This window comes from Nonomuraea sp. NPDC049152 (assembly GCF_040648355.1).
Taxonomy (GTDB): Bacteria; Actinomycetota; Actinomycetes; order Streptosporangiales; family Streptosporangiaceae; genus Nonomuraea.
Window position 1 is genome coordinate 57,065 of record NZ_JBEZDO010000009.1, and the last position, 23,002, is coordinate 80,066.

General features: G+C 70.2%; 24 protein-coding genes. 14 read left to right on the forward strand and 10 right to left on the reverse strand.

Annotated features, from left to right (window positions below; translation table 11 throughout):
- Nucleotides 1-189 precede the first annotated feature (189 nt).
- From AB0B45_RS18255 to AB0B45_RS18275, 5 genes are all read left to right on the forward strand, one after another.
- Nucleotides 190-1,140, forward strand: a complete 951-nt coding sequence (locus AB0B45_RS18255; RefSeq protein ID WP_358131813.1) for an ATP-binding cassette domain-containing protein — start codon at nucleotides 190-192, stop codon at nucleotides 1,138-1,140.
- Nucleotides 1,137-1,796, forward strand: coding sequence for a methionine ABC transporter permease (locus AB0B45_RS18260; protein ID WP_358131815.1), 660 nt, complete (start codon nucleotides 1,137-1,139; stop codon nucleotides 1,794-1,796). Before AB0B45_RS18255 ends, AB0B45_RS18260 begins: the two co-directional genes overlap by 4 nt.
- 75 nt (nucleotides 1,797-1,871) lie before the next feature.
- Nucleotides 1,872-2,693, forward strand: coding sequence for a MetQ/NlpA family ABC transporter substrate-binding protein (locus AB0B45_RS18265; protein WP_358131817.1), 822 nt, complete (start codon nucleotides 1,872-1,874; stop codon nucleotides 2,691-2,693).
- 143 nt (nucleotides 2,694-2,836) lie between these two features.
- Complete coding sequence (locus tag AB0B45_RS18270) at nucleotides 2,837-3,406, forward strand: hypothetical protein (protein WP_358131819.1); 570 nt, start codon at nucleotides 2,837-2,839, stop codon at nucleotides 3,404-3,406.
- A 157-nt stretch (nucleotides 3,407-3,563) separates the two neighbouring features.
- Nucleotides 3,564-5,135 carry an acyl-CoA synthetase gene (locus AB0B45_RS18275; protein WP_358131820.1) on the forward strand — a complete coding sequence of 524 codons (1,572 nt, stop codon included), beginning with the start codon at nucleotides 3,564-3,566 and terminating at the stop codon, nucleotides 5,133-5,135.
- Here the strand turns inward: AB0B45_RS18275 and AB0B45_RS18280 are convergent.
- Nucleotides 5,095-5,445 (reverse strand): hypothetical protein, encoded by a 351-nt coding sequence (locus tag AB0B45_RS18280; protein WP_358131822.1) that lies wholly within the window; start codon nucleotides 5,443-5,445, stop codon nucleotides 5,095-5,097. The genes AB0B45_RS18275 and AB0B45_RS18280 overlap by 41 nt on opposite strands.
- A 286-nt stretch (nucleotides 5,446-5,731) precedes the next feature.
- Between AB0B45_RS18280 and AB0B45_RS18285 the strand changes: the two genes are divergently transcribed.
- Complete coding sequence (locus tag AB0B45_RS18285) at nucleotides 5,732-7,003, forward strand: trypsin-like peptidase domain-containing protein (protein ID WP_358131824.1); 1,272 nt, start codon at nucleotides 5,732-5,734, stop codon at nucleotides 7,001-7,003.
- A 78-nt stretch (nucleotides 7,004-7,081) separates the two neighbouring features.
- Here AB0B45_RS18285 and AB0B45_RS18290 read toward each other — a convergent pair whose 3' ends face one another.
- From AB0B45_RS18290 to AB0B45_RS18310, 5 genes are all read right to left on the reverse strand, one after another.
- Entirely contained in the window at nucleotides 7,082-7,822 is a 741-nt protein-coding gene (locus tag AB0B45_RS18290; RefSeq protein ID WP_358131826.1) for an ABC transporter permease, read from the reverse strand.
- Nucleotides 7,815-8,696 (reverse strand): ABC transporter ATP-binding protein, encoded by an 882-nt coding sequence (locus AB0B45_RS18295; protein WP_358131828.1) that lies wholly within the window; start codon nucleotides 8,694-8,696, stop codon nucleotides 7,815-7,817. Before AB0B45_RS18295 ends, AB0B45_RS18290 begins: the two co-directional genes overlap by 8 nt.
- Nucleotides 8,693-8,995 (reverse strand): transcriptional regulator, encoded by a 303-nt coding sequence (locus AB0B45_RS18300; RefSeq protein WP_358131829.1) that lies wholly within the window; start codon nucleotides 8,993-8,995, stop codon nucleotides 8,693-8,695. The genes AB0B45_RS18295 and AB0B45_RS18300 overlap by 4 nt, the downstream gene beginning before the upstream one ends.
- Nucleotides 8,992-9,606: a hypothetical protein gene (locus tag AB0B45_RS18305; RefSeq protein ID WP_358131831.1), complete on the reverse strand. Its 615-nt coding sequence runs from the start codon at nucleotides 9,604-9,606 to the stop codon at nucleotides 8,992-8,994. The genes AB0B45_RS18300 and AB0B45_RS18305 overlap by 4 nt, the downstream gene beginning before the upstream one ends.
- A gap of 176 nt (nucleotides 9,607-9,782) precedes the next feature.
- On the reverse strand, nucleotides 9,783-12,137 hold the full coding sequence (locus tag AB0B45_RS18310; protein WP_358131833.1) for an ExeM/NucH family extracellular endonuclease: 2,355 nt from the start codon (nucleotides 12,135-12,137) through the stop codon (nucleotides 9,783-9,785).
- A gap of 124 nt (nucleotides 12,138-12,261) precedes the next feature.
- Here AB0B45_RS18310 and AB0B45_RS18315 point away from each other — a divergent pair, with 124 nt between their 5' ends.
- On the forward strand, nucleotides 12,262-13,647 hold the full coding sequence (locus tag AB0B45_RS18315) for a pentapeptide repeat-containing protein (RefSeq protein ID WP_358131835.1): 1,386 nt from the start codon (nucleotides 12,262-12,264) through the stop codon (nucleotides 13,645-13,647).
- Nucleotides 13,648-13,706: 59 nt separating this feature from the next.
- Nucleotides 13,707-14,375, forward strand: a complete 669-nt coding sequence (locus AB0B45_RS18320) for a permease prefix domain 1-containing protein (protein ID WP_358131837.1) — start codon at nucleotides 13,707-13,709, stop codon at nucleotides 14,373-14,375.
- On the opposite strand, the gene AB0B45_RS18325 is transcribed toward AB0B45_RS18320, so the two are convergent.
- Complete coding sequence (locus AB0B45_RS18325) at nucleotides 14,350-14,694, reverse strand: helix-turn-helix transcriptional regulator (protein ID WP_358131839.1); 345 nt, start codon at nucleotides 14,692-14,694, stop codon at nucleotides 14,350-14,352. The two genes, AB0B45_RS18320 and AB0B45_RS18325, sit on opposite strands and share 26 nt — an antisense overlap.
- 89 nt (nucleotides 14,695-14,783) lie before the next feature.
- On the opposite strand from AB0B45_RS18325, the gene AB0B45_RS18330 reads away from it, so the two are divergent.
- On the forward strand, nucleotides 14,784-15,956 hold the full coding sequence (locus AB0B45_RS18330; RefSeq protein ID WP_358131841.1) for a cytochrome ubiquinol oxidase subunit I: 1,173 nt from the start codon (nucleotides 14,784-14,786) through the stop codon (nucleotides 15,954-15,956).
- A 37-nt stretch (nucleotides 15,957-15,993) separates the two neighbouring features.
- On the opposite strand, the gene AB0B45_RS18335 is transcribed toward AB0B45_RS18330, so the two are convergent.
- On the reverse strand, nucleotides 15,994-16,479 hold the full coding sequence (locus AB0B45_RS18335) for a transposase (protein ID WP_358131843.1): 486 nt from the start codon (nucleotides 16,477-16,479) through the stop codon (nucleotides 15,994-15,996).
- A complete protein-coding gene (locus tag AB0B45_RS18340) occupies nucleotides 16,476-16,661 on the reverse strand; it encodes a hypothetical protein (RefSeq protein WP_358131845.1) in 186 nt (61 codons plus the stop codon). Before AB0B45_RS18340 ends, AB0B45_RS18335 begins: the two co-directional genes overlap by 4 nt.
- A gap of 179 nt (nucleotides 16,662-16,840) precedes the next feature.
- Between AB0B45_RS18340 and AB0B45_RS18345 the strand changes: the two genes are divergently transcribed.
- The 4 genes from AB0B45_RS18345 (at nucleotide 16,841) to AB0B45_RS18360 (ending at nucleotide 21,617) form a co-directional block, all read left to right on the forward strand.
- Complete coding sequence (locus AB0B45_RS18345) at nucleotides 16,841-17,569, forward strand: cytochrome d ubiquinol oxidase subunit II (protein ID WP_358131847.1); 729 nt, start codon at nucleotides 16,841-16,843, stop codon at nucleotides 17,567-17,569.
- Between the two features lie 32 nt (nucleotides 17,570-17,601).
- Nucleotides 17,602-19,341, forward strand: coding sequence for a thiol reductant ABC exporter subunit CydD (gene cydD, locus AB0B45_RS18350; protein WP_358131849.1), 1,740 nt, complete (start codon nucleotides 17,602-17,604; stop codon nucleotides 19,339-19,341).
- The gene (gene cydC, locus AB0B45_RS18355; RefSeq protein ID WP_358131851.1) at nucleotides 19,338-21,092 is read left to right on the forward strand and encodes a thiol reductant ABC exporter subunit CydC; all 1,755 of its coding nucleotides are present in this window, start codon (nucleotides 19,338-19,340) and stop codon (nucleotides 21,090-21,092) included. Before cydD ends, cydC begins: the two co-directional genes overlap by 4 nt.
- Nucleotides 21,093-21,239: 147 nt before the next feature.
- Complete coding sequence (locus AB0B45_RS18360) at nucleotides 21,240-21,617, forward strand: thioredoxin domain-containing protein (protein ID WP_358131852.1); 378 nt, start codon at nucleotides 21,240-21,242, stop codon at nucleotides 21,615-21,617.
- Nucleotides 21,618-21,667: 50 nt separating this feature from the next.
- On the opposite strand, the gene AB0B45_RS18365 is transcribed toward AB0B45_RS18360, so the two are convergent.
- Nucleotides 21,668-22,444: an SAM-dependent methyltransferase gene (locus tag AB0B45_RS18365; RefSeq protein ID WP_358131853.1), complete on the reverse strand. Its 777-nt coding sequence runs from the start codon at nucleotides 22,442-22,444 to the stop codon at nucleotides 21,668-21,670.
- Nucleotides 22,445-22,655: 211 nt separating this feature from the next.
- Between AB0B45_RS18365 and AB0B45_RS18370 the strand changes: the two genes are divergently transcribed.
- Complete coding sequence (locus tag AB0B45_RS18370) at nucleotides 22,656-22,943, forward strand: hypothetical protein (protein WP_358131855.1); 288 nt, start codon at nucleotides 22,656-22,658, stop codon at nucleotides 22,941-22,943.
- Nucleotides 22,944-23,002 lie beyond the last annotated feature (59 nt).

A 23,002-nucleotide genomic window follows, 5' to 3' on the forward strand; every position in this document is an offset into this window, starting at 1 on the left:
GCGCATGTGTACGGGCTGCCAGGCCCGCTAGAGCGCACCTTTCCGCCCCCTCGTTCGAAGGTACTTCCCTGATGATCCGACCCAGCTTCGTGCTGCGCCGCCTGAGTCACCTTCCGTTCCACCCAGGCACTCGCTGACGCGTCCCCCAACGCTGACCGTCCGTTATCGAATCCGTTGTGGGGAAATTTCGTGATCCAGGCTGCAGGCCTGCGCAGAACCTACGGTGACACCGTCGCGTTGGACGGTGTCGACCTGCACGTGCGCCAGGGCGAGATCTTCGGCGTGCTCGGCCAGAGCGGCGCGGGCAAGAGCACGCTGCTGCGCTGCGTCAACCTCCTCGAGCGTCCCGACCACGGCACCATCGCGGTCGCGGGGCAGGAGCTGACCACGCTCGGCGAGCGCGACCTGCGCGCCGCCAGGCAGCACATCGGCATGATCCACCAGCATTTCGCGCTGCTGTCCTCACGCACGGTCGCGGGCAACGTGGCCTTCCCCCTCGAGGTCATGGGCATGGGCAAGGCGGAGCGGTCGGCCAGGGTCGCCGAGCTGCTCGAGCTCGTCGGCATCGCCGACAAGGCCGACGCGCGCCCAGGGCAGCTGTCCGGCGGGCAGAAGCAGCGCGTGGGCATCGCCAGGGCGCTGGCCGGCAACCCCAAGGTCCTGCTGGCCGACGAGGCCACCTCGGCGCTCGACCCCGGCACGACCTCCTCCATCCTCGCCCTGCTCAAGCGGCTCAACGCCGAGCTCGGACTGACGATCCTGCTGATCACGCACGAGATGAACGTGGTCAAGAGCATCTGCGACTCGGTGGCGATCATGTCGGGCGGCGCGATCCTGGAGTCGGGGCCGATCAGGGGGTTGCTGACCACGCCCGGATCCAGGCTGGCCGCCGAGCTGTTCCCGCTGCCCGCGCCCGAGCCGGGCAACGTCACGATCACGTTCACCGGAGCGGCGGACGAGCCGGTGATCTCGCACGTCGTGCGCAAGTTCGACGTGGACGTCAGCATCCTCGGCGGCGCGCTCGAGGACGTCGCGGGCGGCTCGGTCGGCCGCCTGCGCGTCTCGCTGGCGGGCGCCGAGACCTCAGCCGCCCTCACCTACCTGCGCGAGCGGGGACTGATCGTGGAGGTGGCCGCGTGACCTGGGAAGAGATGGTTCCGCTGCTCGGTCAGGCGACGTGGGAGACGGTCCAGATGGTGTTCTGGTCCACGCTCTTCACCGTCGTGTTCGGGCTGCCGCTCGGCGTCGCCCTGGTCGGCACCTCGCGTGAGGGCCTGTTCCCGTCGCGGGTCGCCAACCAGCTGCTCAGCCTGATCGTCAACATCGGAAGGTCGCTGCCGTTCATCATCCTGATGATCGCGGTGATCCCCTTCACCCGGCTGCTGGTCGGCACCACCATCGGCCTGTACGCGGCCGTCGTGCCGCTGACGATCGGCGCGGTGCCGTTCTTCGCCCGCCTGGTCGAGATCGCGCTGCGCGGCGTCAGCGGTGACGTCGTCCAGGCGGCCCACGCCATGGGCGTCAGCCGTACCTCCATCGTCACCAAGGTCCTGCTGCCGGAGGCCAAGGCGGCGCTGGTGGCGGGGATCACGGTCACCGTCATCACGCTCGTGTCCTACTCCGCGATGGCGGGCGTCATCGGCGCGGGCGGGCTGGGCGACCTGGCCATCCGGTACGGCTACCAGCGGTTCGAGACGCCTCTCATGATCGCGACCTGTGTGGTCATCATCATCCTCGTCCAGCTGGCCCAGTCTCTCGGCGACGCGCTCGCCAACCGTCTGGCCGCCAGGCGCTAGAGACTCCCATCCCGATTTTCCGGGGTCCGCCACAAGCGGGTCCTGCTTCCTCATACCCAGACAAGGAGCACAGCCGTGCGCAAGTTGTTCGGTCTCGTGACCGCCGCCGTCCTGGCCCTGACCCTCGCCGCCTGCGGATCGTCCGCCTCCGGCTCGTCGGCCTCCGGCGCGCCGAGCGACCCTCTCAAGATCGGCGCCACCCCCACGCCGCACGCCGAGATCCTCAAGTACATCTCGGACAACCTGGCAGCCAAGGAGGGTCTGAAGCTGGAGATCGTCGAGTTCAGCGACTACGTGCCGCTGAACCCGCAGCTCCAGGAGGGCCAGCTGGACGCCAACTACTTCCAGCACCAGCCCTACCTCGGCGACTACAACAAGGAGAAGGGCGCCAAGCTCACCTGGGTGGCCAACGCGCACCTGGAGCCGCTCGGCCTCTACTCCAGCAAGGTGAAGGACGTCGCCGCGCTCGCCTCCGGCGCCACCGTCGCCGTGCCCAACGACGCCACCAACCTCGGCCGCTCGCTCAAGCTGCTGGCCGACAACGGCGTCATCAAGCTGAAGGACGGCGTCGGCACCGCGGCCACCGAGCGTGACGTCACCGCCAACCCGAAGAACATCACCTTCAAGGCGCTCGACGCCGCCCAGCTGCCCCGCTCGCTCGCCGACGTGGACGCCGCGGTCATCAACGGCAACTACGCCCTGGAGGCCAAGCTCAACCCGGCCACCGACGCGCTCGTCGCGGAGAAGGCGGAGGGCAACCCGTACGCCAACGGGCTGGTCGTCCAGGAGGGCAAGCAGAACGACCCGCGGGTCCAGAAGCTGGCCAAGCTGCTGCGGAGCCCCGAGGTCAAGAAGTACATTGAGGACACCTACAAGGGCGCGGTCATCCCAGCCTGAATTTTTCCTGTGAATGATCGGGAAAAAGCGTTTTCCGAATAATTGGCCCCCGGCCAGGTAATCAAGCGAATTGAAACCGTTCGGCAATCCGACGGGACTACGAAGAGCGTGACAGAAACCCTCTTCTCCCGAGGAGTTCCCTCATGCGATTCGTTTCGCGAATCCTGGCCGGCGCCGTCATCGCCCTGGCGGTGGCGGTCGGCGCCCCCGTCGCCGCGGGCGCGGCGACGACAGGCGCGGCCACCGGCTCCGGCTGGGGTGCTTACCACTCCAGCGACCACAGGGCCGAGGCCTCAGGACACGTCTCCGTGACCAAGAAGTCCTACAAGGTCTGGCACTGGGAGACCTTCTACAAGAAGGTCCAGGTCTGCTGGAAGGACAAGCACGGCAACAAGCACTGCGCCTGGAAGAAGAAGCCCTTCAAGAAGAAGGTCTGGACCTGGAAGCACGACTACTTCTACTCGGTGGACAGTACGCTCACCAACCACAAGTGGTGGGGCAAGCACAAGTACGTCTGCGCGTGGGAGACCTTCAAGGTCGTGAACTTCGACGGTTCGGCCTACTTCAAGAGCTTCAAGAACTGCGGTAAGCACGACGCCGACTACTCGTTCGGCGGCAAGAACGCCAAGCACATCTACGTGGATGTGAGCCGTGGCGCTTACGGCGGCCCGAACGGCTTCCACTCCGGTTGGCGGGACGTTTACCACGCCTAGCGGCGGTTCCCCCTCGAAGAGGCCGTGATCTCGAATACGGGATCACGGCCCCGCCGTTTTCCGGAGGAAATTCGCGCAATGGATGGACGCCGCTTCGGGCGTCCCGAGGCGGTGCGGCCCCTTCCTGCTCCGCCACGAACCGAATATGGTTCTGGTCATGTATCCGGGAGCCATCGCAGCAGTCACCCCCGACAAGCCCGCTGTGATCATGGCGGGCTCCGGGGAGGTCGTCACCTATCGCCGGCTCGAGGAGGAGTCGAACAGGCTCGCCCACTTATTCCGCTCCGCCGGGCTCAAGCCGGGCGACCACATCGCGTTCATGCTCGAGAACCATCCGCTCTTCCTGGTCATCGCCTGGGCGGCGCACCGCTCGGGGCTGTACTACACAGCGATCAGCTCGCGCCTGCGGAGCGAGGAGCTGTCCTACATCGTCGACAACTGCGAGGCCAGGGTCTTCATCTCCTCGGCCGGGCTGGCCGAGGTGGCCGCCTCGATCGAGGCTCCCGGCGTGGAGCTCAGGCTCATGGTCGACGGCGTCGCCGACGGCTTCCGGTCCTACGAGGAGGCCGTCGCCGAACAGCCGCCGACGCCCATCGCCGACGAGTGCCAGGGCGCCGACATGCTCTACTCCTCGGGGACCACGGGCAGGCCCAAGGGCGTCAAGCCGACGCTCTCGCAGGCGCCGCTCGACACCCCCGGGCCGCTGATCCAGCTCATCCAGTTCCTGTTCGCGCCCTCGGCCGACAGCGTCTACCTGTCGCCCGCGCCGCTCTACCACGCCGCGCCGCTGCGCTACTGCCTGCAGTTCCAGCGGCTCGGGGCGACGGTCGTCGTGATGGAGCGCTTCGACCCCGCCGAGTACCTCGCGCTGGTCGAACGGCACGCGGTGACGCACTCGCAGCTCGTGCCGACGATGTTCATCAAGATGCTCAAGCTGCCCGACGAGGTCAGGGACGGGCACGACCTGTCCTCGCTCCAGTGCGCGATCCACGCCGCCGCGCCGTGCCCGATCCCCGTCAAGGAGCAGATGCTCGAGTGGTGGGGGCCGATCATCCACGAGTACTACGCGGGAACCGAAGGCAACGGCTTCCTCTACGCGAGCCCCGCCGACTGGCTGGCGCACAAGGGCACCGTGGGCCGCCCCCTGCTCGGCGTCGTGCACGTCTGCGACGAGGAGGGCAACGAGCTGGCGCCCGGCGAGCACGGCACGGTCTACTTCGCCGACGGCCCCCGCTTCGAGTACCACGGCGACCCGGACAAGACCCGCTCCGCGCAGGACCCTCAGGGCAGGGGGTGGACCACACTCGGCGACATCGGCTACGTCGACGAGGACGGCTTCCTCTACCTGACCGACCGCCGCTCCTACATGATCATCTCGGGCGGGGTGAACATCTACCCGCAGGAGTCCGAGAACGTGCTGTCGGTCCACCCCAAGGTCGCCGACGTGGCCGTGTTCGGCATTCCGGACGAGGAGATGGGCGAGCAGGTAAAGGCCGTCGTCCAGCCCGCCGACCACGCCCGGCCCGGCCGGGACCTGGAGGCCGAGCTGATCGAGTACTGCAGGTCGCGGCTGGCCCACTACAAGTGCCCCAAGTCGATCGACTTCCGCGACGAGCTGCCCCGCCACCCGACCGGCAAGCTCTACAAGCGGCTCCTGCGTGCGGAATACCTCAACGCTCATGTCGCGGCTACGATCCCCAGATCTCGGCCAGCGGCAGAGGATCGGTGAGCGAGTTCATCGCGAGCCACGCGAGCATGCCCACGAGCGTCAGCCCGGAGACGACCAGCCCGATCGCACCGCACAGGAATCTGCCGCCAGGACCGTGCACGCGGCTGAGTGACGCGCCCGCACTCACGCCGAGGACCGGAACGCCGACGAGGACGAGCGTGGGAATCCACAGTGGGCCCCACCCTGTCCAGGAGATCTCGAGGATCACCCGGCGCGCGGGCATGACGTGAAGAAGGAAGCCGACGACGGTGAGAAACCAGGCAAGCGTGAAGTAGCCCGGCTCGCGCCCGGATCGAGGTGTCAGCGGCATCGCGGGTTCCGTCCGACGTCATGGCTCGGGTGACGTCAACGGTAACCGATCTTCGGGCCGTGGCGGGGGCGCTCCCGGATCGCCCAACAGGACCGATGAGGCTTTTGTATGAGATTTCAATGAGAGTTCCGGCCGGGTGTCGCGCGCTGACCTGGGGCGATAAAGCCCTCGTGAGGGGGTGCGGCACCCCAGGATCGGCGGCTTAACCAGCGTTTACAGCCTCGTTGACACCCTGGGAGTACGGCACGCCACGGTGGCGCGCCACAGCGGCCTCTTGGGGATGGAAATGAACGCGAACGAGCCTCGTGAGCACAACGAAGGCACTGTGGGTGGGAGCTGGACCCAGTTCGGTTCCAAGCCTCCGGTCGCCGGCGGGTTCCAGCATGCCGCGCCGACGCCGTCGGACGACACGACGATCATGCAGGCGCCTGCCGTACCGAAGCAGCAGTCCAGATTCACCACAGGTCAGAAGGCCATCGCGGGGCTCGCGCTGGCGGTCACGGCGTTGATCGGCGGCGTGGCGGGGGCCGCGACCGTGAGCGCCATGGGCGGTGGGACCACGACCGTTGCCTCCTCGCCCAGCCCGACCTTCAAGCAGGCGTCGAACACGCTGACCGTGGCCGACGTCGCGCAGAACGTGCAGCCGTCGGTCGTCATGATCAAGGGGAGCACGGGTGAGGGATCGGGCGTGGTCCTGTCGGAGGACGGCCTGATCCTGACCAACAACCACGTGGTGGTCGGGGCGGGTCAGGGCGGCTCGATGACGGTGAAGTTCAGCGACGGCAAGACCGCCAAGGCGTCGGTTGTCGGCACCGACCCGACGACCGACCTGGCCGTCATCAGGGCGGAGGGCGTCTCGGGGCTGACCAAGGCCACCCTCGGCGACAGCGACGCGCTCAGGGTCGGCGACGCGGTGCTGGCCATCGGCAGCCCGCTCGGCCTGGACGGCTCGGTCACCGCGGGCATCGTCAGCGCGCTCGACCGCACGCTCAACGTCGGCAACGAGGACCAGGGCCAGCAGCAGCTGCCGCCCGGCTGGGGCAACCCGCGCGGGCAGTCGCAGCAGTCGCCCGCCACCACGATCGGCGGGGCCATCCAGACCGACGCCGCCATCAACCCAGGCAACAGCGGCGGCGCCCTCGTCAACGCGGCGGGCGAGGTGATCGGCATCAACACGGCCATCGCGACCGGCGGCGGCACCGGCAACATCGGTGTCGGCTTCGCCATCCCGATCAACACCGCCAAGCAGGTGTCCCAGCAGCTGATCGACAACGGCAAGGTGAGCCACGCCTACCTCGGCGTCAGCGTCACCGACGCCTCGGGTGACGTGCCGGGTGCTCTGGTACGGCAGGTGCAGGAGGGAAGCCCCGCAGCCAAGGCCGGGCTGAAGGAAGGCGATCTGATCACCAAGGTGGGCGAGACAGCGGTTGACGGGGGAGATACCGTAGTCGGACAGGTCAGAGGTTTCAAAGTCGGCCAGCAGGTCAAGATCACATACATGAGGGACGGAAAGACCCAGGAGGTCACCGTGACCCTCGCGGAGAAGACTGGCGAGTAGAACCCCCCTCGTTGAACGGAGGTGCCGTCGAGATCGCTGCGGACTCGGCGGCACCTCCCCCTCTCCCGGCCCAATGGATCAGCGGAACCTGCGGCCCTCGTCGCGGCGGTAGGCCCACACCGCGGCCGCGGCCGCCGCGACGGTCCAGATCGCCAGCGTGACCAGCGGCAGCGCCTGTGGCGTGAAGTCCGTGGTCGCGGCCCACACCAGCTCCATCGCGCCCCTGCTCGGCAGGTACGGCGCGACCGCCCCGATGAAGGCCGGCGGGTCCAGCGGATTGCCGAACATCCCGCCGCCGATCGCGATCGGGAAGAACAGCACCTGCGAGACCGCGATGGCCGCCTTCGCCGGCAGCGAGTAGCCGACGAGCAGGCCCAGCATCATGAACGGCAGCGCCCCCACGATCAGCGCGCCCAGGCCGAGCACCAGCTGCAGCGGGGTGACCGTGGCCTCGGTGAGGAACGCGGCGACCAGCACCACGGGCACGACCGCGATCAGCATGACGGCCAGCGAGGTCAGCATCCGCCCGGCGAAACGGGGGAAGGGGCCCGCGGGCAGCGTGCGCAGGTAGGGGTCCCACGGCTTCTCGCGGTCGTCGGCCACGCCGATGCCGAGCCCCATCAGGCCGCTCGACATGACGGCGAACAGCGTCATCGAGGCCGTGCCGATCGTGGCCATCAGCGGGTCCTGTCCCGCGAACGGTACGACGAAGGCCAGCATGGAGACGGTGGGGAAGAAGACGCTCGCCACGATCGCGATCGGGACTCGGAGCTGCTCGAGGAACTGGTAGCGGGTGTGCGTCAGGATCAGGCTAGACACCTGCGGTCTCCTTCGAGGTGATGGCGAGGAAGGCGTCCTCGAGCGTGGCAGGGCTGATCTCGAGCCCTGAGAACGGGACGCCGCTGGCGACCAGGTCGAGCACCAGGCGGTCGGAGTCGGAGGTGAGCAGCTCGTGGCGGTCGTCCACCCGCTCGGCGCTGACCACGCCTGGGAGGTCGGGCAGCTCGACGGCCGACAGCGACACCCTGCGCACGCCGACCATGCCGCGTACGGCCTGCATCGTGTCGTCGGCCAGCACCCTGCCCTGGCCGATCACCACGACCCGTTCGGCCAGCGCCTCGACCTCCTCCAGGTAGTGGCTGGTGAGCACGACGGTGCCGCCCTCGGCGTGGAAGGCCCTGACCCCCTCCCACAGCGACCTGCGCGCCTCCACGTCGAGGCCGGTCGTGGGCTCGTCGAGGAAGACGATGCGCGGATTGCCGGCGAAGGCCAGCGCCACCGCGAGACGGCGCTTCTGGCCGCCCGACAGGCCGCCGACCTGCCGCCGGACGAGGTCGTCCAGGCCGAACCTGGCCAGCAGCTCCTCCTTGCCCGCCCGCTCGGGGAAGTGGGAGGAGACGAAGTCGACGATCTCGCCGACGCGCAGCGCCTCGGGCAGTCCCGTCTCCTGCGGTGTCACGCCCATGCCCTGCCGTACGCGGGGGTCGGAGGGGGCGCCGCCGAGCAGCTCGACCACGCCCTTCGTGGGCTTGCGCAGGCCGACGAAGAGGTTGACGAGCGTGGACTTGCCCGCGCCGTTCGGGCCGAGCAGGCCGACGAGCTGTCCTGAGGGGATCTCCATGGACACGTCGTCGAGGGCGATCACCTCGCCGTAGCGCCGGGTGACCTCGACGGTCCTGGCCAAGACGGTCATGCTTCTCCTCCAAGAAGGGCGCGGATCGCGACGGTGTATTCCTCGAAGGCCAGCCGTCCGCGCCTGGTCAGCGCGACGTAGGTGACGGGGGTCCGGCCCTTGTGCGTTTTGGTGATCTCGACGTAGCCCGCGTCCTCGAGCTTGGTCAGATGCACCGACAGGTTGCCCGCCGTCATGGCGAGCAGGTCCTTCAGTCCTGGGAAGGCGATCTGGTCGCCTTCCGGCAGGGCGTTGAGCGTGGCCACCACGCGCAGCCTGGCCTGCGCGTGGATGACGGGGTCGAGGTCGGGGAGCGTCACCGGCGCCGCCTGAGCACGATCCCCGCCACGAAGAAGGCGCCGCCGACCAGCAGCGAGATCAGCAGGGCGTGCCAGCCGGGGCCCAGCGTGGCGCCGGCGGCGTTGACGGCGGCGGTCCAGACGCCCAGGAAGAACATCGGCCACTCGCGCCATACGGCGCCGCCCGCCATGTAGAGGATGGAGACGACCAGCAGCGAGACCGAGGCGTAGAGCAGGCCGATCTGGTCTCGGGGGAGCATCGGGGTGAAGTGGCTGAGGATCAGGCCCATCGACAGCATGCCGACGAACCAGGCGTAGCCGTACATCATCCCGCGTTGGGCCGTCTCACCGCGGATCTGCACGCTGGAGGCGCGGGCGCTCCAGAACAGGAACGCGCCGGCCAGCAGTTGCGCGCCCATCAGGATGGCCAGGGCGAGCTGCCACGAGATCGGGGCGATCGGGTGGCCGTCGAGGCCGTAGGACAGGAAGAAGGCGGCGAAACCGACCAGCCACGCCAGACCCCAGGGGGCGTAGAGGAACAAGGGGTCGGGCTGCAGCCTGCGTGTGGCGGCGGCGGCCTGCTCCTCGATGAGCCGCATCATCTCGGCGGGGCTCAGGTCTTCTTCGTCCACGTCAGTCCAAACTGGTCGAAATCATCAACTGGTTTGCAGCATAAACCTGATTGTGCGGCAAACGGAAGAGCGGCCCCTCTCCGATGGGGGAGGGGCCGCTCTGTGGGGCCGGTGGACCCGGCGCAGGAGCGGCCCCTCCCCGCGCGGGAAGGGGCCGCTCTCGTCGCCTTACCTGGTCAGCCCTTGCCTCCAGGGAGGGAGAGGCCGATGACCAGCGGGTCGTGGTCGGAGGAGCGGAACGCGTCGGGCTGGTAGAGGCCCGGCGGGTTGAACTCCGTGTTGTAGTCGAGGATGCGCGGCTCGTCCGAGTTGACGTGCCAGATCGTCGCCCCCGTCACTCGCTTGAGCAGCTGCTTGCCGACCAGGGCGTGGTCGAGCTCGCCGGCCAGCCCGCCGAACAGGTAGCTGTAACGGAACGGCGCGGGCACGAACCGCTTGGTCACGCTCGTCAGCCCACCGGCCTGCAGCGTGTCGATCGGGTCCTCCTCGCCGTAGGCGTTGAGGTCGCCGAGCACGAGCGGGTTGGGCAGGTCGAGCGAGGAGACCAGCCCGAGCACGGCCTCGGCCTGCTTGACCCGCAGCGGGTTCCAGCAGCTCTGCCCATCGCCCTGGTCGGCGTCGGGACCGCTGGGCGGGCACGAGCCCTTCGACTTGAAGTGGTTGACGATCATGGTGAACGGCTGGCCGCCGCCCCCGCGCCTGAAGGTCTGGATCAGCGGCGGCCTGCTGAAGACCGGGTCCTGGGAGGACAGTGCCGCCCCGACCGGTGCGAGACGGGCCGGCTTGTAGATCATCGCCACGTGGATCAGGTCCGTCCCGGGGAACGGGTGCGCGAGCGCGGCGTAGGTGCCCGCGCCGACCTTGGCGTTCAGCGCGTCGACCAGGGTCTGCAGGGCGGTCTGGCCGTTGTTCTCGACCTCCATGAGCCCGACCACGTCCGCGTTGAGGCCCTGCAGCGTCGCCACCAGCTTGTCGAGCTGGCGCTTCTGCTCCTCGGCGGTCGTCGCGCCGCGCGAGCCCAGCGTGGTGAACCAGTTCAGCGTGTTGAGGCTGGCCACCTTGACGTTGCCGCCGACGGGCAGCGGCGCGGGCAGGCGCGGGTTGGTGCGCAGGAAGCTGATCGACTTGGTGGGCTGCAGCCGGTAGGCGCCGAACCCGTAGCCGAGCACGCCGGTCACGCCGAACGCGGTGTCACCCGTGCGCACCACGCGCGGGCTGGTGTAGGGGATCGTGGCGGGGTTCTCCCTGCTGGAGCCGTCGTCGATGAGCAGCGTGCGGCGGGCGTCGAGCGCCGCGTCCACGCCCGGCCTGTCGGTCGGCTGGTAGAGGCGTCCCTCGGAGGAGACGGTGACCTCGCCGAAGCGGCCGAGGTTGAAGTGCTCGGAGACGGTCAGCGGCTCGCGGAAGGTGACGAGCATGTTCTCGACGGGCTCGAAGGTCGTGCCGTCGGCCCGCGGCAGCCGGTAGTCCTGCGCGGGGATCGTGCCCGTGCCGCACACGTCGATCGCGGTGACGGGCGACAGCTCGGTCCACCCGTTGAACTCGGTCACCTTGCCGGTCACCAGCACCCTGTCGCCGACCTTGACGTCCTTGACCGTGTCGCGGGCGAAGGCGAACAGGCCCTCGGAGGTCTTCGGGTCGGCGTCTGGCGTGGCGTCCTGCAGGAAGAAGCCGCTCAGCTCGGCGCTCTTCTGGAAGTCGCCGGTCACGACGCCCTCCACGCGCACGGTCTGCCCTGCCAGGGGGCTGGCTTCGCCCGCGCCCTGGACTGCGGCGATCTGATGGGTCGCGGCCGTGTCGCAGGGCTCACCCGTGGGAGAGGGAGTGGGGGTCGGCGTGGGTGTGGGCGTCGGCGTGGGCGTCGGCTCCTGGCCGCCGCCACAGGGGGCTGCCGCCGTCGCGGTGTTGCGCGGGGCGGGCGCGCCGGACTCCAGGTCGGCGGCGTTGTCGTCGGTGTCGGCGCAGCCGTGCGTCTTGCGCAGCGCGGCCGTGGCGTTGGACAGGCCCGGTGCGGCGGCCGTGCCCTCGAAGAAGTTCGCGGTGCCGAAGCCGACCAGGTCGGCGATCTGGGCGGTCTGCTCGGCCGTACACGAGGTGGGGGTGCCGTTGCAGGCCAGGCCGGTGGCCGAGCGGACCAGAGCGACCTTGCCCGCGCCGGCGCTGACCGCGATGGAGGCGGTGGCGTCAGGGGTGGGCAGCGCCGGACCGGGGTTGCTGCCGGGAGCGAGCTGCAGGAGGTAGTACTGTCCCGGCGCCAGCGCCCCCGACAGCGGGGCGACGTTGGCGGCGAAGTGGCCTGAGCCGGTGGCGCTGGCGTACTGCACCGACCAGCCGTCGATGGCCACGGGCGCGGAGCTCCTGTTGAACAGCTCCACGAAGTCGTTGGCCAGCGGCGCTCCTGAGTTGCCGCCGCCGCCGTAGACCTGGCTGATGACGACGGGGCCAGGCGCCGCGGAGGCTGGGGCGATCGAGAGGGTCGCCACGCCCGCGGCGGCGAGGCCGAGGGCGACAAGGGCGGATAAGGCTCGCATGACCCGCACTTTAGATGGAGATAGTGGAACATATCGTCACTAAACGATGAAATCATCGACCCTTGACAGACGACGCCTGGTGTCATGTCGTCTCATGACCTAGCAACGCGGGTATGCAAAAGTCATGGACTGGGTCACGTGTTCACGCTCCCCGTCATGCACGGGGGTCGCGCGCCAGCCGTACGGCAGCTGCCTGTCCCACCTTTCCCCCGAGCAGCTCGCCGACGCCCTCGCAGCCATCCGCCCCGGGCGGCTGCTCGACCTCCGCGGCACCACCATCGACGGCGAGCTGCTGGCCAGGGTGCTGGCCGCGGCCGAGGGAAGACCGGGCAGGGCCCGCATGGACCTGGCGCGCTTCACCGGCGAGGCGCGTTTCACCGAGGTGAGCTTCCAGGGCGACGTGTCGCTGGACGGCGCCAGGTTCGACCGGCTCGCCTCCTTCTTCGACGCCTGCTTCGCCGGCAACGTGTCGTTCAACGGCGCGAGGTTCGCCCGCCAGCTGTCCTTCCACGGGGCGAGGGTGCGCGGCCACGCCGGATTCGACAAGGCGGTGGTGGGCAGCGACGCCCTGTTCGGCCAGGCGGTCTTCGTCCGCGGGCTGTCGGCCGAGCGGGCCAGGTTCGACGGGTTCGCCACCTTCGACGGGGCCGAGTTCGGCGAGCTGGCCACCTTCAGGGGCGCCAGGTTCGGCCGCACGCTGTCGTTCAAGAAGGTGCGGGGGCGGGTGGGCTTCGAGTCGGCCCACTTCGCCTCAGGGGCCTACCTGTCGGCGACAGGGCGTCTGGCCGTGACCGGGGCGCGCGTGGACGGCGCGCTCGATCTGGCCGTCGAGGACTCCTCGGTCGACCTGCGCAAGGTCGAGGTCAGGGGCACGACCGCGGTCAGGCTGTCACGCGCCCACGCGGACCTGGAATCGGCCGTCCTGCACGGGCCCGCGACGGTGAGCGGGCGGGGCTTCTGCACGATCAGCTCGCTGCGCGGGGCGGTCGCGCCCGACCTGTCGCTGTTCAGTCTGGACCTGTCGGCCTGCCGCTTCGCCGGGCTCGCGCATCCCTCGGGGCTGCGGCTGACGGGGTGCACCTTCGCCTTCACGCCTCGCGGGGTGCGCTTCAGCCTGCGCTGGCCGCCGCTGCGGTGGTTCTCCAAGCGCAGGGCGCTGGCGGACGAGCACGGCTGGCGCGGCTGGTCACACGGCCCCAAGGACCTCTCGTCGCCGGACGGCCTGGCCGTGCTCTACGACGAGCTGCGCCACTCGCCCGACGACGACGGCACCGCCGCGGACTTCGCCTTCGGCGCGATGGAGATGCGCCGGGCCGCCGGCCGCCGCTGGTGGCTGTCGTTGTACTGGCTGCTGTGCGGGTACGGCCTGCGCACCGGCAGGGCGGTGGCGTGGAGCATGCTGCTGGTGGCGGTCACGGCGGGCGCGGTGCTCTGGACCAGCACCTCCCACGCGGCCAGGCGGGTCTCCACGCCGCGCCCCGCCGTACCAGGGCCTGCCGCGCACCATTGACAGGGATTCAGGGGTTTCCCCGATGCTGACCCCGGATGCCCCTTCGTACACTGGGGACCATGCTCATCGACGACTACGTGTCAGGGCTCCACAGGGCGCTCGACGGCCCCGCCGGAGCCAAGCGCGACCTGGTCGTCGAGGCCCGCGACAGCCTGGCCGACACCGCCGAGGCCTACGAGTCCGACGGGCTGGCCCGCCTGGAGGCCGAGCGGCTGGCGGTCGAGGAGTTCGGCGAACTGGCCGAGATCGCACCCGGCTACCAGCGAGAGTTGGTGGCCACGGCCGGGCGCAGGCTGAGCGCGCTGCTGTTCGTGAGCGTGCCGCTGACCACGCTGATGTGGAGCGTCGTGTGGGCGTTCTTCCCCATGAACGCCGCGGACTGGGCGGACCGGCCGGGGTGGTTCCTGCCCGTGGCCAGGCTGCTCGACGGCTTCCATCTGACCACCGGCGTGCTCGGCGGGCTGACGCTGCTGGCACTGACCTGGGGCGCCCGCCGGGTGCGCAGGCCCGAGCGGCTGACCAGGCTGCTCGCGCTGTGGGTGTGGGCGATGCTGCCCGTCACGCTGCTGTTCAGCCTCGCCCTGCAGTACGGCTCGCACGGCCCCACCGGGTTCAGCGCCTTCCTGCCCGGCATGCTCCTGTCGCTGACCACACCGCTGCTGAACGGCCTGCAGCTCTACGGCGCGGCGCGCTGCCTGCGTATCACCCGGCGGCTTCAGCCCGCCTGAGACCCGGCTCGAGCACGCTGCCGATCACGCCGGTGAACTCCCGCCACGCCGACCGCTCGCCCGCGAGCTGCTTGGCCCCCGAGGCGGTCAGCCGGTAGGTGCGCCGCTTGCGCCCGCCCACCGTCGCCCACTCGCTGGCCAGGTAGCCGACGCGCTCCAGCCTGCGCAGCGCGGGATAGACCGTGCCCGTCGGGACCGACAGCGCCCCGCCGCTGCGTTCCGTCAGCGCCTCGATGATGGCGTAGCCGTGCAAGGGCTCGTGCTCCAGCACGGAGAGCAGCAGGGCGTCCATGTGCCCGCGAAGCGCGTCGGGATTCACATCGCCCATCCTAGGTCCGCGTTCGTCATGTAGGCAGTCTACATGTAGGCTCTCTATATGTAGGCAGACACAACGACGGAGCTGATGCGATGGACGTCCTCGACCTGGCCCGGTTGCAGTTCGCGCTGACCGGCAGCCTGCACTTCCTCTTCGTGGTGCTCACGCTGGGTCTGGCCCCCCTCGTGGCGATCATGCACACCCGCTGGGTGCTCTCGGGCAACCCCCTGCACGAGCACATGACCCGCTTCTGGGGCCAGATCTACGTGATCAACTACGCCCTCGGCATCGTCACGGGCCTGGTGATGGAGTTCCAGTTCGGGTTGAGCTGGAGCGGCCTTTCGCACTACGCGGGCGATGTCTTCGGCGCGCCGCTGGCCATGGAGACGCTGATCGCGTTCTTCCTCGAGTCGACGTTCCTGGGCCTCTGGATCTTCGGCTGGCACCGGCTGCGCAAGGGCCCGCACCTGGCCTGCATCTGGATCGTCACCCTGACCGCCTACGGCAGCGCCTTCTACATCATGGTCGCCAACTCCTTCCTGCAGAACCCGGTCGGCTCCGCGGTCGACGGCGACCACCTGCGGCTCACCGACTTCGGCGCGCTGCTGTCGAACAAGGCGCTGGTCCTGTCCTTCCCGCACGTCATCGGGGCGGGGCTGACGGCGGGCGGCTTCGTGGTGATGGGCGCCAGCGCCTACCAACTGCTCCGCCGTACCGCCTACGCGGAGTTCTTCACCAAGTCGCTGCGCACGGGGGTCGTGGTCTCGGCCTTCGGCGTCCTGCTGGCCGTCGCCACCGGCTACGCGCAGTTCGGCGTGATCCAGGTCGACAAGTTCGACGGCAACACGGGGGCGGCCGTCGGGCTCGGCTTCATGATGCTGATCGGCGAGCTGCTGGTGCTGGTCGTGCCGTTTCTGCTGCTCCCCGTCATCTACTGGCTGCCCCGCTGGCGATGGACGCACCCCATCCTGATGATTATGACCCCGCTGCCGTTCCTCGCGGCCGTCCTCGGCTGGATGGCCAGGGAGATCGGTCGCCAGCCCTGGATGATCTGGGAGCGGCTCACCGTCGCCGACGCCCTGTCGCCGGGGCTGACCTCCGGCATGGTCACCGCCTCGCTGGTCGGCTTCACCGCCGTGCTCGGCCTGCTCGCCGTCGTCGACTACGTCCTCATCGCCCGTGTCGTCCGGCGCGGCCCCGGCGACCTGGCCCTCGGCGCCTGGCCCCGCACCACCGCGCCCGCGCCCGTCCGCCTGGAGGTCTGACGTGACTCCTCCGCTCTCTGAAGGGAGCGGCTTCTCGCTAAGCCGCTTCCGCAGCCCGGCGAAGGGCAAGCCCTGCCCTGAGAATGTTCGTGGCCGCATTCACGTCGGCGTGCGCGGTATGCCCGCACGCCGTACAGGCGAACTCGGCCTGGGTGGGGCGGTTTTCTCGCGCGCGGTGCCCGCAACGGGCGCACGTGCGGGAGGTGTTGCGGGGATCCACTGCGATCAGCTCTCGACCGGCGCTTTCAGCCTTGTGCGCGAGGACCGCAAGGAACACCCCCCAACCCGCGTCGAGAATGCTCCGGTTGAGGCCGGACTTGGCGGCGGCCAGCCGTCCGGCGGAGGCTGCCAGGTGGCGCGGGTTGGCCAGATGCTCGCCGTCGCTGGTGGTGGCCGGCGACGCCACGCCCATGTCGATCCCGGCTACCGCGCCGGTCGCCGGGAGCGGCTGCGCGGGCACGCCCTCGCACGACAGGATCACGTACCAGCGGGAGCCTTCCCGCTTCACGCCGATCGTTTTCACGGTGCCCGGACTGGGCGGTGCTGATGGACGCGTACGTGCCCGATGACCTGCAACCGTACGTAGGTGGTGGTGGAGTGCTCGGGCTGGGAGTACGCCTTGTCCAGGCGGCGCAGGGTGGCCTGCTGGGAGGAGAACGACCAGCGCGCCTGCCCGTCCGGGTCGTCGGCGCGGATGTGCTTCAACTCGCCGGACTGCTCGCCGTAGCGGATCGTGACGCCCGCCCTGGCGTATATCTAACAACTCAGAGAACGGAGATTCTGATGCGCGGACCTGGCAGGTCAGGGCACGCTCGGGCTTCGGCGGCCCTCCCGCTCCCGATTTCCCCGTCGCCCAAAGGCGACGGTCCCCTCGGGAGGATCTGATGGAAGTCGTCTGGCTCGTCGTCTTCGCCGTCCTGCTGGTGGGCTACTTCGCCCTGGAGGGCTTCGACCTGGGGGTCGGGCTGCTGCTGGCCGGACGCCCCCGGGACCGCAGGGACCGCATGGTCGCGGCCATGGCGCCGTTCGTCCTGGCCAACGAGGTGTGGCTGGTGGCGGTCGCGGGCGTGCTGTTCGGCGCGTTCCCGCTGCTGGAAGGGCAGGTGATCTTCGCCCTGTACCCCTACGTCGTGGCCATGCTGCTGGGCTGGGTCGTGCGCGACGCGGGCCTGTGGTTCCGCCGCAGGATCGACGGGCAGGCGTGGCGCGGCTTCTGGGACCTGATGATCTCGCTGGGTTCGCTCGTGCTGGCCTTCGGCTGGGGGATGGCCATCGGCTCCGTCGCGGGGCTGCCGTGGATCGCGGGGCTCGCCCTCGGCGCCGTCACCACCGCGCTGTTCACCTTCCACGGCAGGACCTTCCTGGCCTGGCGGGAGGCGAGGGGCACGGGCCGGAGCCTGGCGCTGTCCGCGCCGGCCGCCGCCGCGCCCGTCATCGTGCTGCTGGCGGCCGTCGCCCCGCACCTGCTGGACAACGCCGCGCCCGCTGAGACGCTGAATGTGCTCAGTCTCATGGTCGTCCCGTTCGCGCCCGTCATGGTCGGCGCGCAAGTATGGGTGTGGCGCACCTTCCGGCCAGTCAAGGGCGCCGACCGCATCCCGTCGTTCTTCTAGAGGACTCGTTGCACAAGGACCTTCTGCGGCTCATGCGAGCCGAGCGCGCGGTGCGCACGCACCTGACCGTCACCATGGCCGCCGCCGTGATCGCGGGTCTCCTCGTGCTGGTCCAGGCCGAACTGCTCGCGGGGGTGCTGTCGGGCAGGTTCACCACGGTGGCGCTGCTGGGGCTGGCGGCGGTCGTGGGGCTGCGCGGCCTGCTCGGCTGGACGCAGGGCGTCTTCGCGGCGCGGACCTCCACGGGAGTGAAGTCCGCGCTGCGCCACCGGCTGCTGGCCAGGCTGCAGGACCTCGGGCCCGCCCGCCTGACAGGACACCGCTCGGGCGAGCTCGTCACGCTCACCGGACGCGGGCTCGACGCGCTCGACCCCTACCTGACCGGGTACCTGCCCGCGATGGCGGTGGCGGGCGTGGTGCCCGTCGCCGTCCTCATCAGGCTCTTCGCCGCCGACCTCACCAGCGCGATCATCGTGCTCGTCACGCTGCCGCTCATCCCGGTCTTCGGGGCGCTGGTCGGCATGCACACCAAGGCTGTCACCGAACGGCAGTGGCGGGCGCTGTCCAGGCTCGGCGGGCACTTCCTCGACGTCGTGCGCGGCCTGCCCACGTTGCGCGCCTTCGGCAGGGCCCGCTACCAGGCGACCGTGATCCAGCAGGTGGCCGACGCGCACAGATCGGCGACCATGCGGACGCTGCGGGTGGCCTTCCTGTCCTCGCTGGTGCTCGAACTGTGCGCCTCGCTCTCGCTCGCGCTGGTCGCGGTGCCGATCGGGCTGCGCCTGCTCGGCGGCTCGCTCGACCTGACGACGGCGCTGCTGGTGCTGCTGCTGGCGCCCGAGGCGTACCTGCCGCTGCGGATGATGGGGACGCGTTTCCACGCCTCGATGGAGGGCGTCGCCGCGGCGGACGCCGCCTTCGCCGTACTGGACGACGACGCCGATCCTTCTCGGCGGACCCCGGCCGCGGCCGGTTCCCCCCGGAAGACCTCGGCCGCCGACTCGCGGGAAGAGGCTCGACCGCCTCACCCGGCGCGGACCGCCGCGAGCCCACCCGAGATCCGCCTGGAGAACGTCACCGTCCGCTACCCCGGCCGCGACGACCCCGCGCTCCGGGAGGTCTCCCTCGTCATCACCCCGGGCGAGCGCGTGGCGCTGGTCGGCGAGAGCGGCGGCGGCAAGAGCACCCTGCTCCACCTCCTGCTCGGATTCGTCCACCCCGCCGAGGGCCGCGTCCTCGTCGACGGTGCCGACCTGCGCGACCTCGACCTCGCCGCGTGGCGCGACAGGATGGCGTTCGTGCCCCAACGCCCGCACCTGTTCGCCACCTCCGTCGCCGGCAACATCCGCCTGGGCGCCCCCTCGGCCTCTCCCGACCAGGTACGGCAGGCCGCCAAGGCCGCGCACGCAGACGAGTTCGTGAGCGCCATGCCCGACGGCTACGACACGCTGGTCGGCGAGCGCGGCGCGAACCTGTCGGCGGGCCAGCGGCAGCGGCTCGCCCTGGCCCGCGCGTTCTGCAGACCGGAGGCCGCCGTCCTGCTGCTCGACGAACCCACCGCGAGACTCGACGGACGCAGCGAGGCCGCCGTGGTCGCCGCCACCGCCGAGCTGAGCGATGACCGCACCGCGGTGATCGTCGCCCACCGGCCCGCGATGATCGACCTGGCCGATCGCGTGATCCGCATCCACGAGGGCCGCGTGATCTCCGACACCGCGGCCACCCCATCCGGCGACCAGGAGGCGGCGGCGCACGTGGGAGACGAGCGATGACCATCACGGAGCACCAGAGCACCCCGGCCACCGGCAGGCGGATGGGCGCCCGCGTGGCGTGGGCCGTGCTGGCGGGCGCGGCGGCCGAACTGGCGGGCGTCGGCCTCACCGCGTCGGCCGCCTGGCTCATCACCAGGGCCGCGGAGCAGCCGCCGCTGGCCGCGCTGAGCGTGGCGATCGTGGCGGTGCGGGCGTTCGCGACCAGCAAGGGCGTCTTCCGCTACGCCGAACGCCTCACCGGGCACGACGTCGCCCTGCGCGCCCAGGCCGCCACCCGCGAACGCCTCTACGAGTCGCTCATCCCGCCCAAGCAGCCCAGACACGGCGGCGCCGACCTGCTCAGCAGGATGGTCGACGACACCGACGCCGTGCAGGACCTGCTGGTGCGCTGCCTCCTGCCCGCGACGGCCGCGCTCATCACCGGCGTGGCCGCCGTCGTCGTCGCGCTGGCCGTCCATCCCGTCGCCGCTCTGGTGCTGGCGGCGGGGCTGGTGGTGGCGGGCGTGCTCCTTCCCGCGGGTACGGCCGCCGCCGCCCGCCGCTGGTCGGCGCGCATCGCCCCCGCGCGGGCGGCGCTCGCCGAACGGGTGGCCGACCTGGTGCACGGCTCGGCCGACCTGGCCGCCTACGGCGCGGGGGACAGGGCGCTGACCGACGCCCTCGACGCCGACACCGCCCTGTCCTCCCTCGAACGCCGCCAGGCCCGCGTCCACGCGGCGGCGCTGGCCGTCGGCGTGCTGGTGCAGGGGCTGACGGTGGCCGCGATCGTGCTGCTGGCGCAGAGCACGGGGGCGGGCAGCGTCGCGACCGCCGTTCTGGCGTTGACCGCGCTGGTCTCCTTCGAGCCCGTGCTGCCGCTGGCCGCCGCGGGGGAGAGGTACGCGGGGATCGCCGCCGCGCTGCGCCGGTTGAAGGAGATCGGGGCGGTCCCTTCGGCCGTGACCGAACCCGCCGCGCCCGCCGCGGTGCCGGAAGGGCCGCTGACCGTCGAGATCGACGACCTGGTGGTACGGCACGCCCGCCCCGCCGCGTCCACGTCCACGGAGGCCTCGAAGGAACCGCCGTCCGGCGCGGCGGCGGTCGACCGGGTGAGCCTGACGCTGACCCCTGGGAAGCGGGTCGCGCTCGTGGGGCCCAGCGGCGCGGGCAAGAGCACCCTGCTGGCCGCGTTGATGCGCCTGGTAGAGCCCGAGTCGGGATCGATCAGGGTCAACGGCGTCGACCTGACCGCCCTCGACTCCGACGAGGTCAGGACGCTGATGACCGGCCTCACCCAGGACCCCTACATCTTCCAGACCACCCTGCGTGACAACCTCCGCCTGGCCGGACCCGGCTCCACGCCAGAGGAACAGGAGCAGGCCGTACGCAGGGCCAGGTTGGACCGCTGGGTGGCGCGCACCGGCTGGGACGCCGAACTCGGCGAGGACGGCAGGACCGTCTCCGGCGGCCAGCTGCAGCGCCTGGCCCTGGCCCGCGCCCTCCTGTACGACCCGCCCGTGCTGCTCCTGGACGAGCCCGCCGAGGCGCTCGACGAGGCGACCGCCGACGCGTTGATGACCGACCTGCTCGACGTGACGCACGGCCGTACGACGCTGCTCGTCACCCACCGGCTCAAGGGGCTGGAGCACGTGGACGAGATCGTGGTGCTGGAGCAGGGCCGGGTCGTCCAGCGCGGGCACCACGACGAGCTGGTCCGCGAGCCCGGCTACTACCGGGATCTGTGGCGGTCGGAGGCCCTGGTCTCGGGATGACACGCCGGCCGCGCCGCTCGGGGGCGTCGCGCACGTGGCCATCTAGGGCAGGCGCAGGGTCGGTGTGGCGCTGCGGGCGGGGGAATGAGCGTGTAATGCTTGAGGTTCTAAGGGAAGCAAGCTTGACGACGATATGAGGAGCCACTTGTGGCGACTATCGAAGTAACCGACCAGAACTTCAACGACATCGCCGACAAGGGGATCGTCCTGCTCGACTTCTGGGCGGCGTGGTGCGGCCCGTGCCGCACGTTCGGGCCGATCTTCGAAAAGGCTTCGGAGAAGCACGCCGACGTGACGTTCGGGAAGATCGACACCGAGGCGCAGCCCGGCCTGTCGGAGGGGTTCGAGATCACCTCCATCCCGACGATCATGGCGATCCGCGACGGCATCGTGGTCTTCGCCCAGCCGGGCGCGCTGCCCGCGCCGGCGCTCGAGGACCTCATCGGGCAGGTCAAGGCGCTCGACATGGACGCCATCAGGGCGGAGCTCGCGCAGGAGATGGGCAGCGCAGCCGAGCAGAACTGACCTCGGGCGCAGGTGAGCCCTCGCCCCTTCGGCGAGGGCTTCCTGGTGTGTCAGCGCAGGACGCCGACGCCCGCGTAGCCGATCGAGCTGGCGTTGTCGCCGACCAGCGGTGGCTGGTCGGGCCGCCAGTCCTTGGGGAAGACCAGGCCGGGCTCCACCAGCTCGTAGCCGTCGAAGAAGCGCCCGATCTGCTCCTTGGTGCGCAGACTGAGCGAGGCGGTGGCGCGCCGGTAGATCTGTAGTGCCTCGGGCGTGGTGTCCGGCTTGGCGTCGATGGCGTGGCTGATGACCAGGTGGCTGCCGGGCACGCTCGCCTCCCTCAGCGCGCTGACGACGGGGTAGGCCTCCGCGTCGGGCAGGAAGTGCAGGACGGCGAGCATCAGGAACGCCACGGGACGCCCGAAGTCGATCAGATCGGCGAGGTCGACCAGGAGCTTGCCGGGCTCGCGGACGTCGCCGTGCAGGATGTCGACGTTCGTCCCGTCGGCCAGCAGCGCCCTGCCGTGCGCGCAGACGACGGGGTCGTAGTCGACGTAGACGACCCTGGCGCCCGGCGCGCTCTCGTGGGTGTTGCCCTGGGTGGGCAGGCCCGAGCCCAGGTCGACGATCTGGTCGACACCCTGGTCCACCAGGTGCCGTACGGCGCGGGCGAGGAAGTCGCGGTTCTCCTTGGCCGACCGCTTGGTCTCGGGGAACAGCTGGAGGATCTGGTCGGCGGCGGCCCTGTCGGCGGCGAAGTTGTTCTTTCCGTCGAGGTAGTAGTCGTACATCCGCGCGACGTTGGGGACGTTGGGGTCCACTCCCTCGGGTGCCGGCTGACCATCCACGATTTCTCCATAGTTATCCGACGTTTTCCGTGATCATAGAAGACGATTCGGTTTCACGTCCGCCGTACCCACAACCCTGACCCCCAGCCGCCGCGCGAGACCCGCCAGGCAGGCGGAGGACATCCTGGCGGAGGCCGAGAAGCTCGGGGCAGAGATCGGCTTCTGGTACGAGGAAGCGGTCGTCGCCGAGCAGGGGCTCGATCTGTCGAGCGTGGTGATCACCGCCGACGCCCTGCACACCCAGCACACCCACGCCCAGCAGATCGCCGCCGCCGACGGCTACTACCCGTTCATCGTCAAAGGCGACCAGCCCACACTCCTGAACCGGCCCAAGGCCCTGCCCTGGCGCGAGGCCATCCTCAACGACCGGACCGACGATAACCGGCACGGCCGCCGCGCGAGACCCGCCAGGCAGAAGGAGGACATCCTGGCGGAGGCCGGGGCGGCAAGGTCGCGGCGCGCGAGCATCCAGGTGTCGGCGCGCTCGGCGGTGGCGTAGAAGTCCTGCACGACGCGGTCGAAGATATAGCAGGCTGCCGGGAAGGTGGTGAAGACGAT

Bases quoted from the DNA above. Each gene is read 5' to 3' on its own strand.
- AB0B45_RS18330 (WP_358131841.1), top strand. From the start codon at position 14,784: ATGGACGTCCTCGACCTGGCCCGGTTGCAGTTCGCGCTGACCGGCAGC.
- AB0B45_RS18310 (WP_358131833.1), bottom strand. From the start codon at position 12,137: ATGCGAGCCTTATCCGCCCTTGTCGCCCTCGGCCTCGCCGCCGCGGGC.
- AB0B45_RS18315 (WP_358131835.1), top strand. From the start codon at position 12,262: ATGGACTGGGTCACGTGTTCACGCTCCCCGTCATGCACGGGGGTCGCG.
- AB0B45_RS18285 (WP_358131824.1), top strand. From the start codon at position 5,732: ATGAACGCGAACGAGCCTCGTGAGCACAACGAAGGCACTGTGGGTGGG.
- cydD (WP_358131849.1), top strand. From the start codon at position 17,602: ATGCGAGCCGAGCGCGCGGTGCGCACGCACCTGACCGTCACCATGGCC.
- AB0B45_RS18345 (WP_358131847.1), top strand. From the start codon at position 16,841: ATGGAAGTCGTCTGGCTCGTCGTCTTCGCCGTCCTGCTGGTGGGCTAC.
- AB0B45_RS18275 (WP_358131820.1), top strand. From the start codon at position 3,564: ATGTATCCGGGAGCCATCGCAGCAGTCACCCCCGACAAGCCCGCTGTG.
- AB0B45_RS18295 (WP_358131828.1), bottom strand. From the start codon at position 8,696: ATGACCGTCTTGGCCAGGACCGTCGAGGTCACCCGGCGCTACGGCGAG.
- AB0B45_RS18270 (WP_358131819.1), top strand. From the start codon at position 2,837: ATGCGATTCGTTTCGCGAATCCTGGCCGGCGCCGTCATCGCCCTGGCG.
- AB0B45_RS18280 (WP_358131822.1), bottom strand. From the start codon at position 5,445: ATGCCGCTGACACCTCGATCCGGGCGCGAGCCGGGCTACTTCACGCTT.
- cydC (WP_358131851.1), top strand. From the start codon at position 19,338: ATGACCATCACGGAGCACCAGAGCACCCCGGCCACCGGCAGGCGGATG.
- AB0B45_RS18320 (WP_358131837.1), top strand. From the start codon at position 13,707: ATGCTCATCGACGACTACGTGTCAGGGCTCCACAGGGCGCTCGACGGC.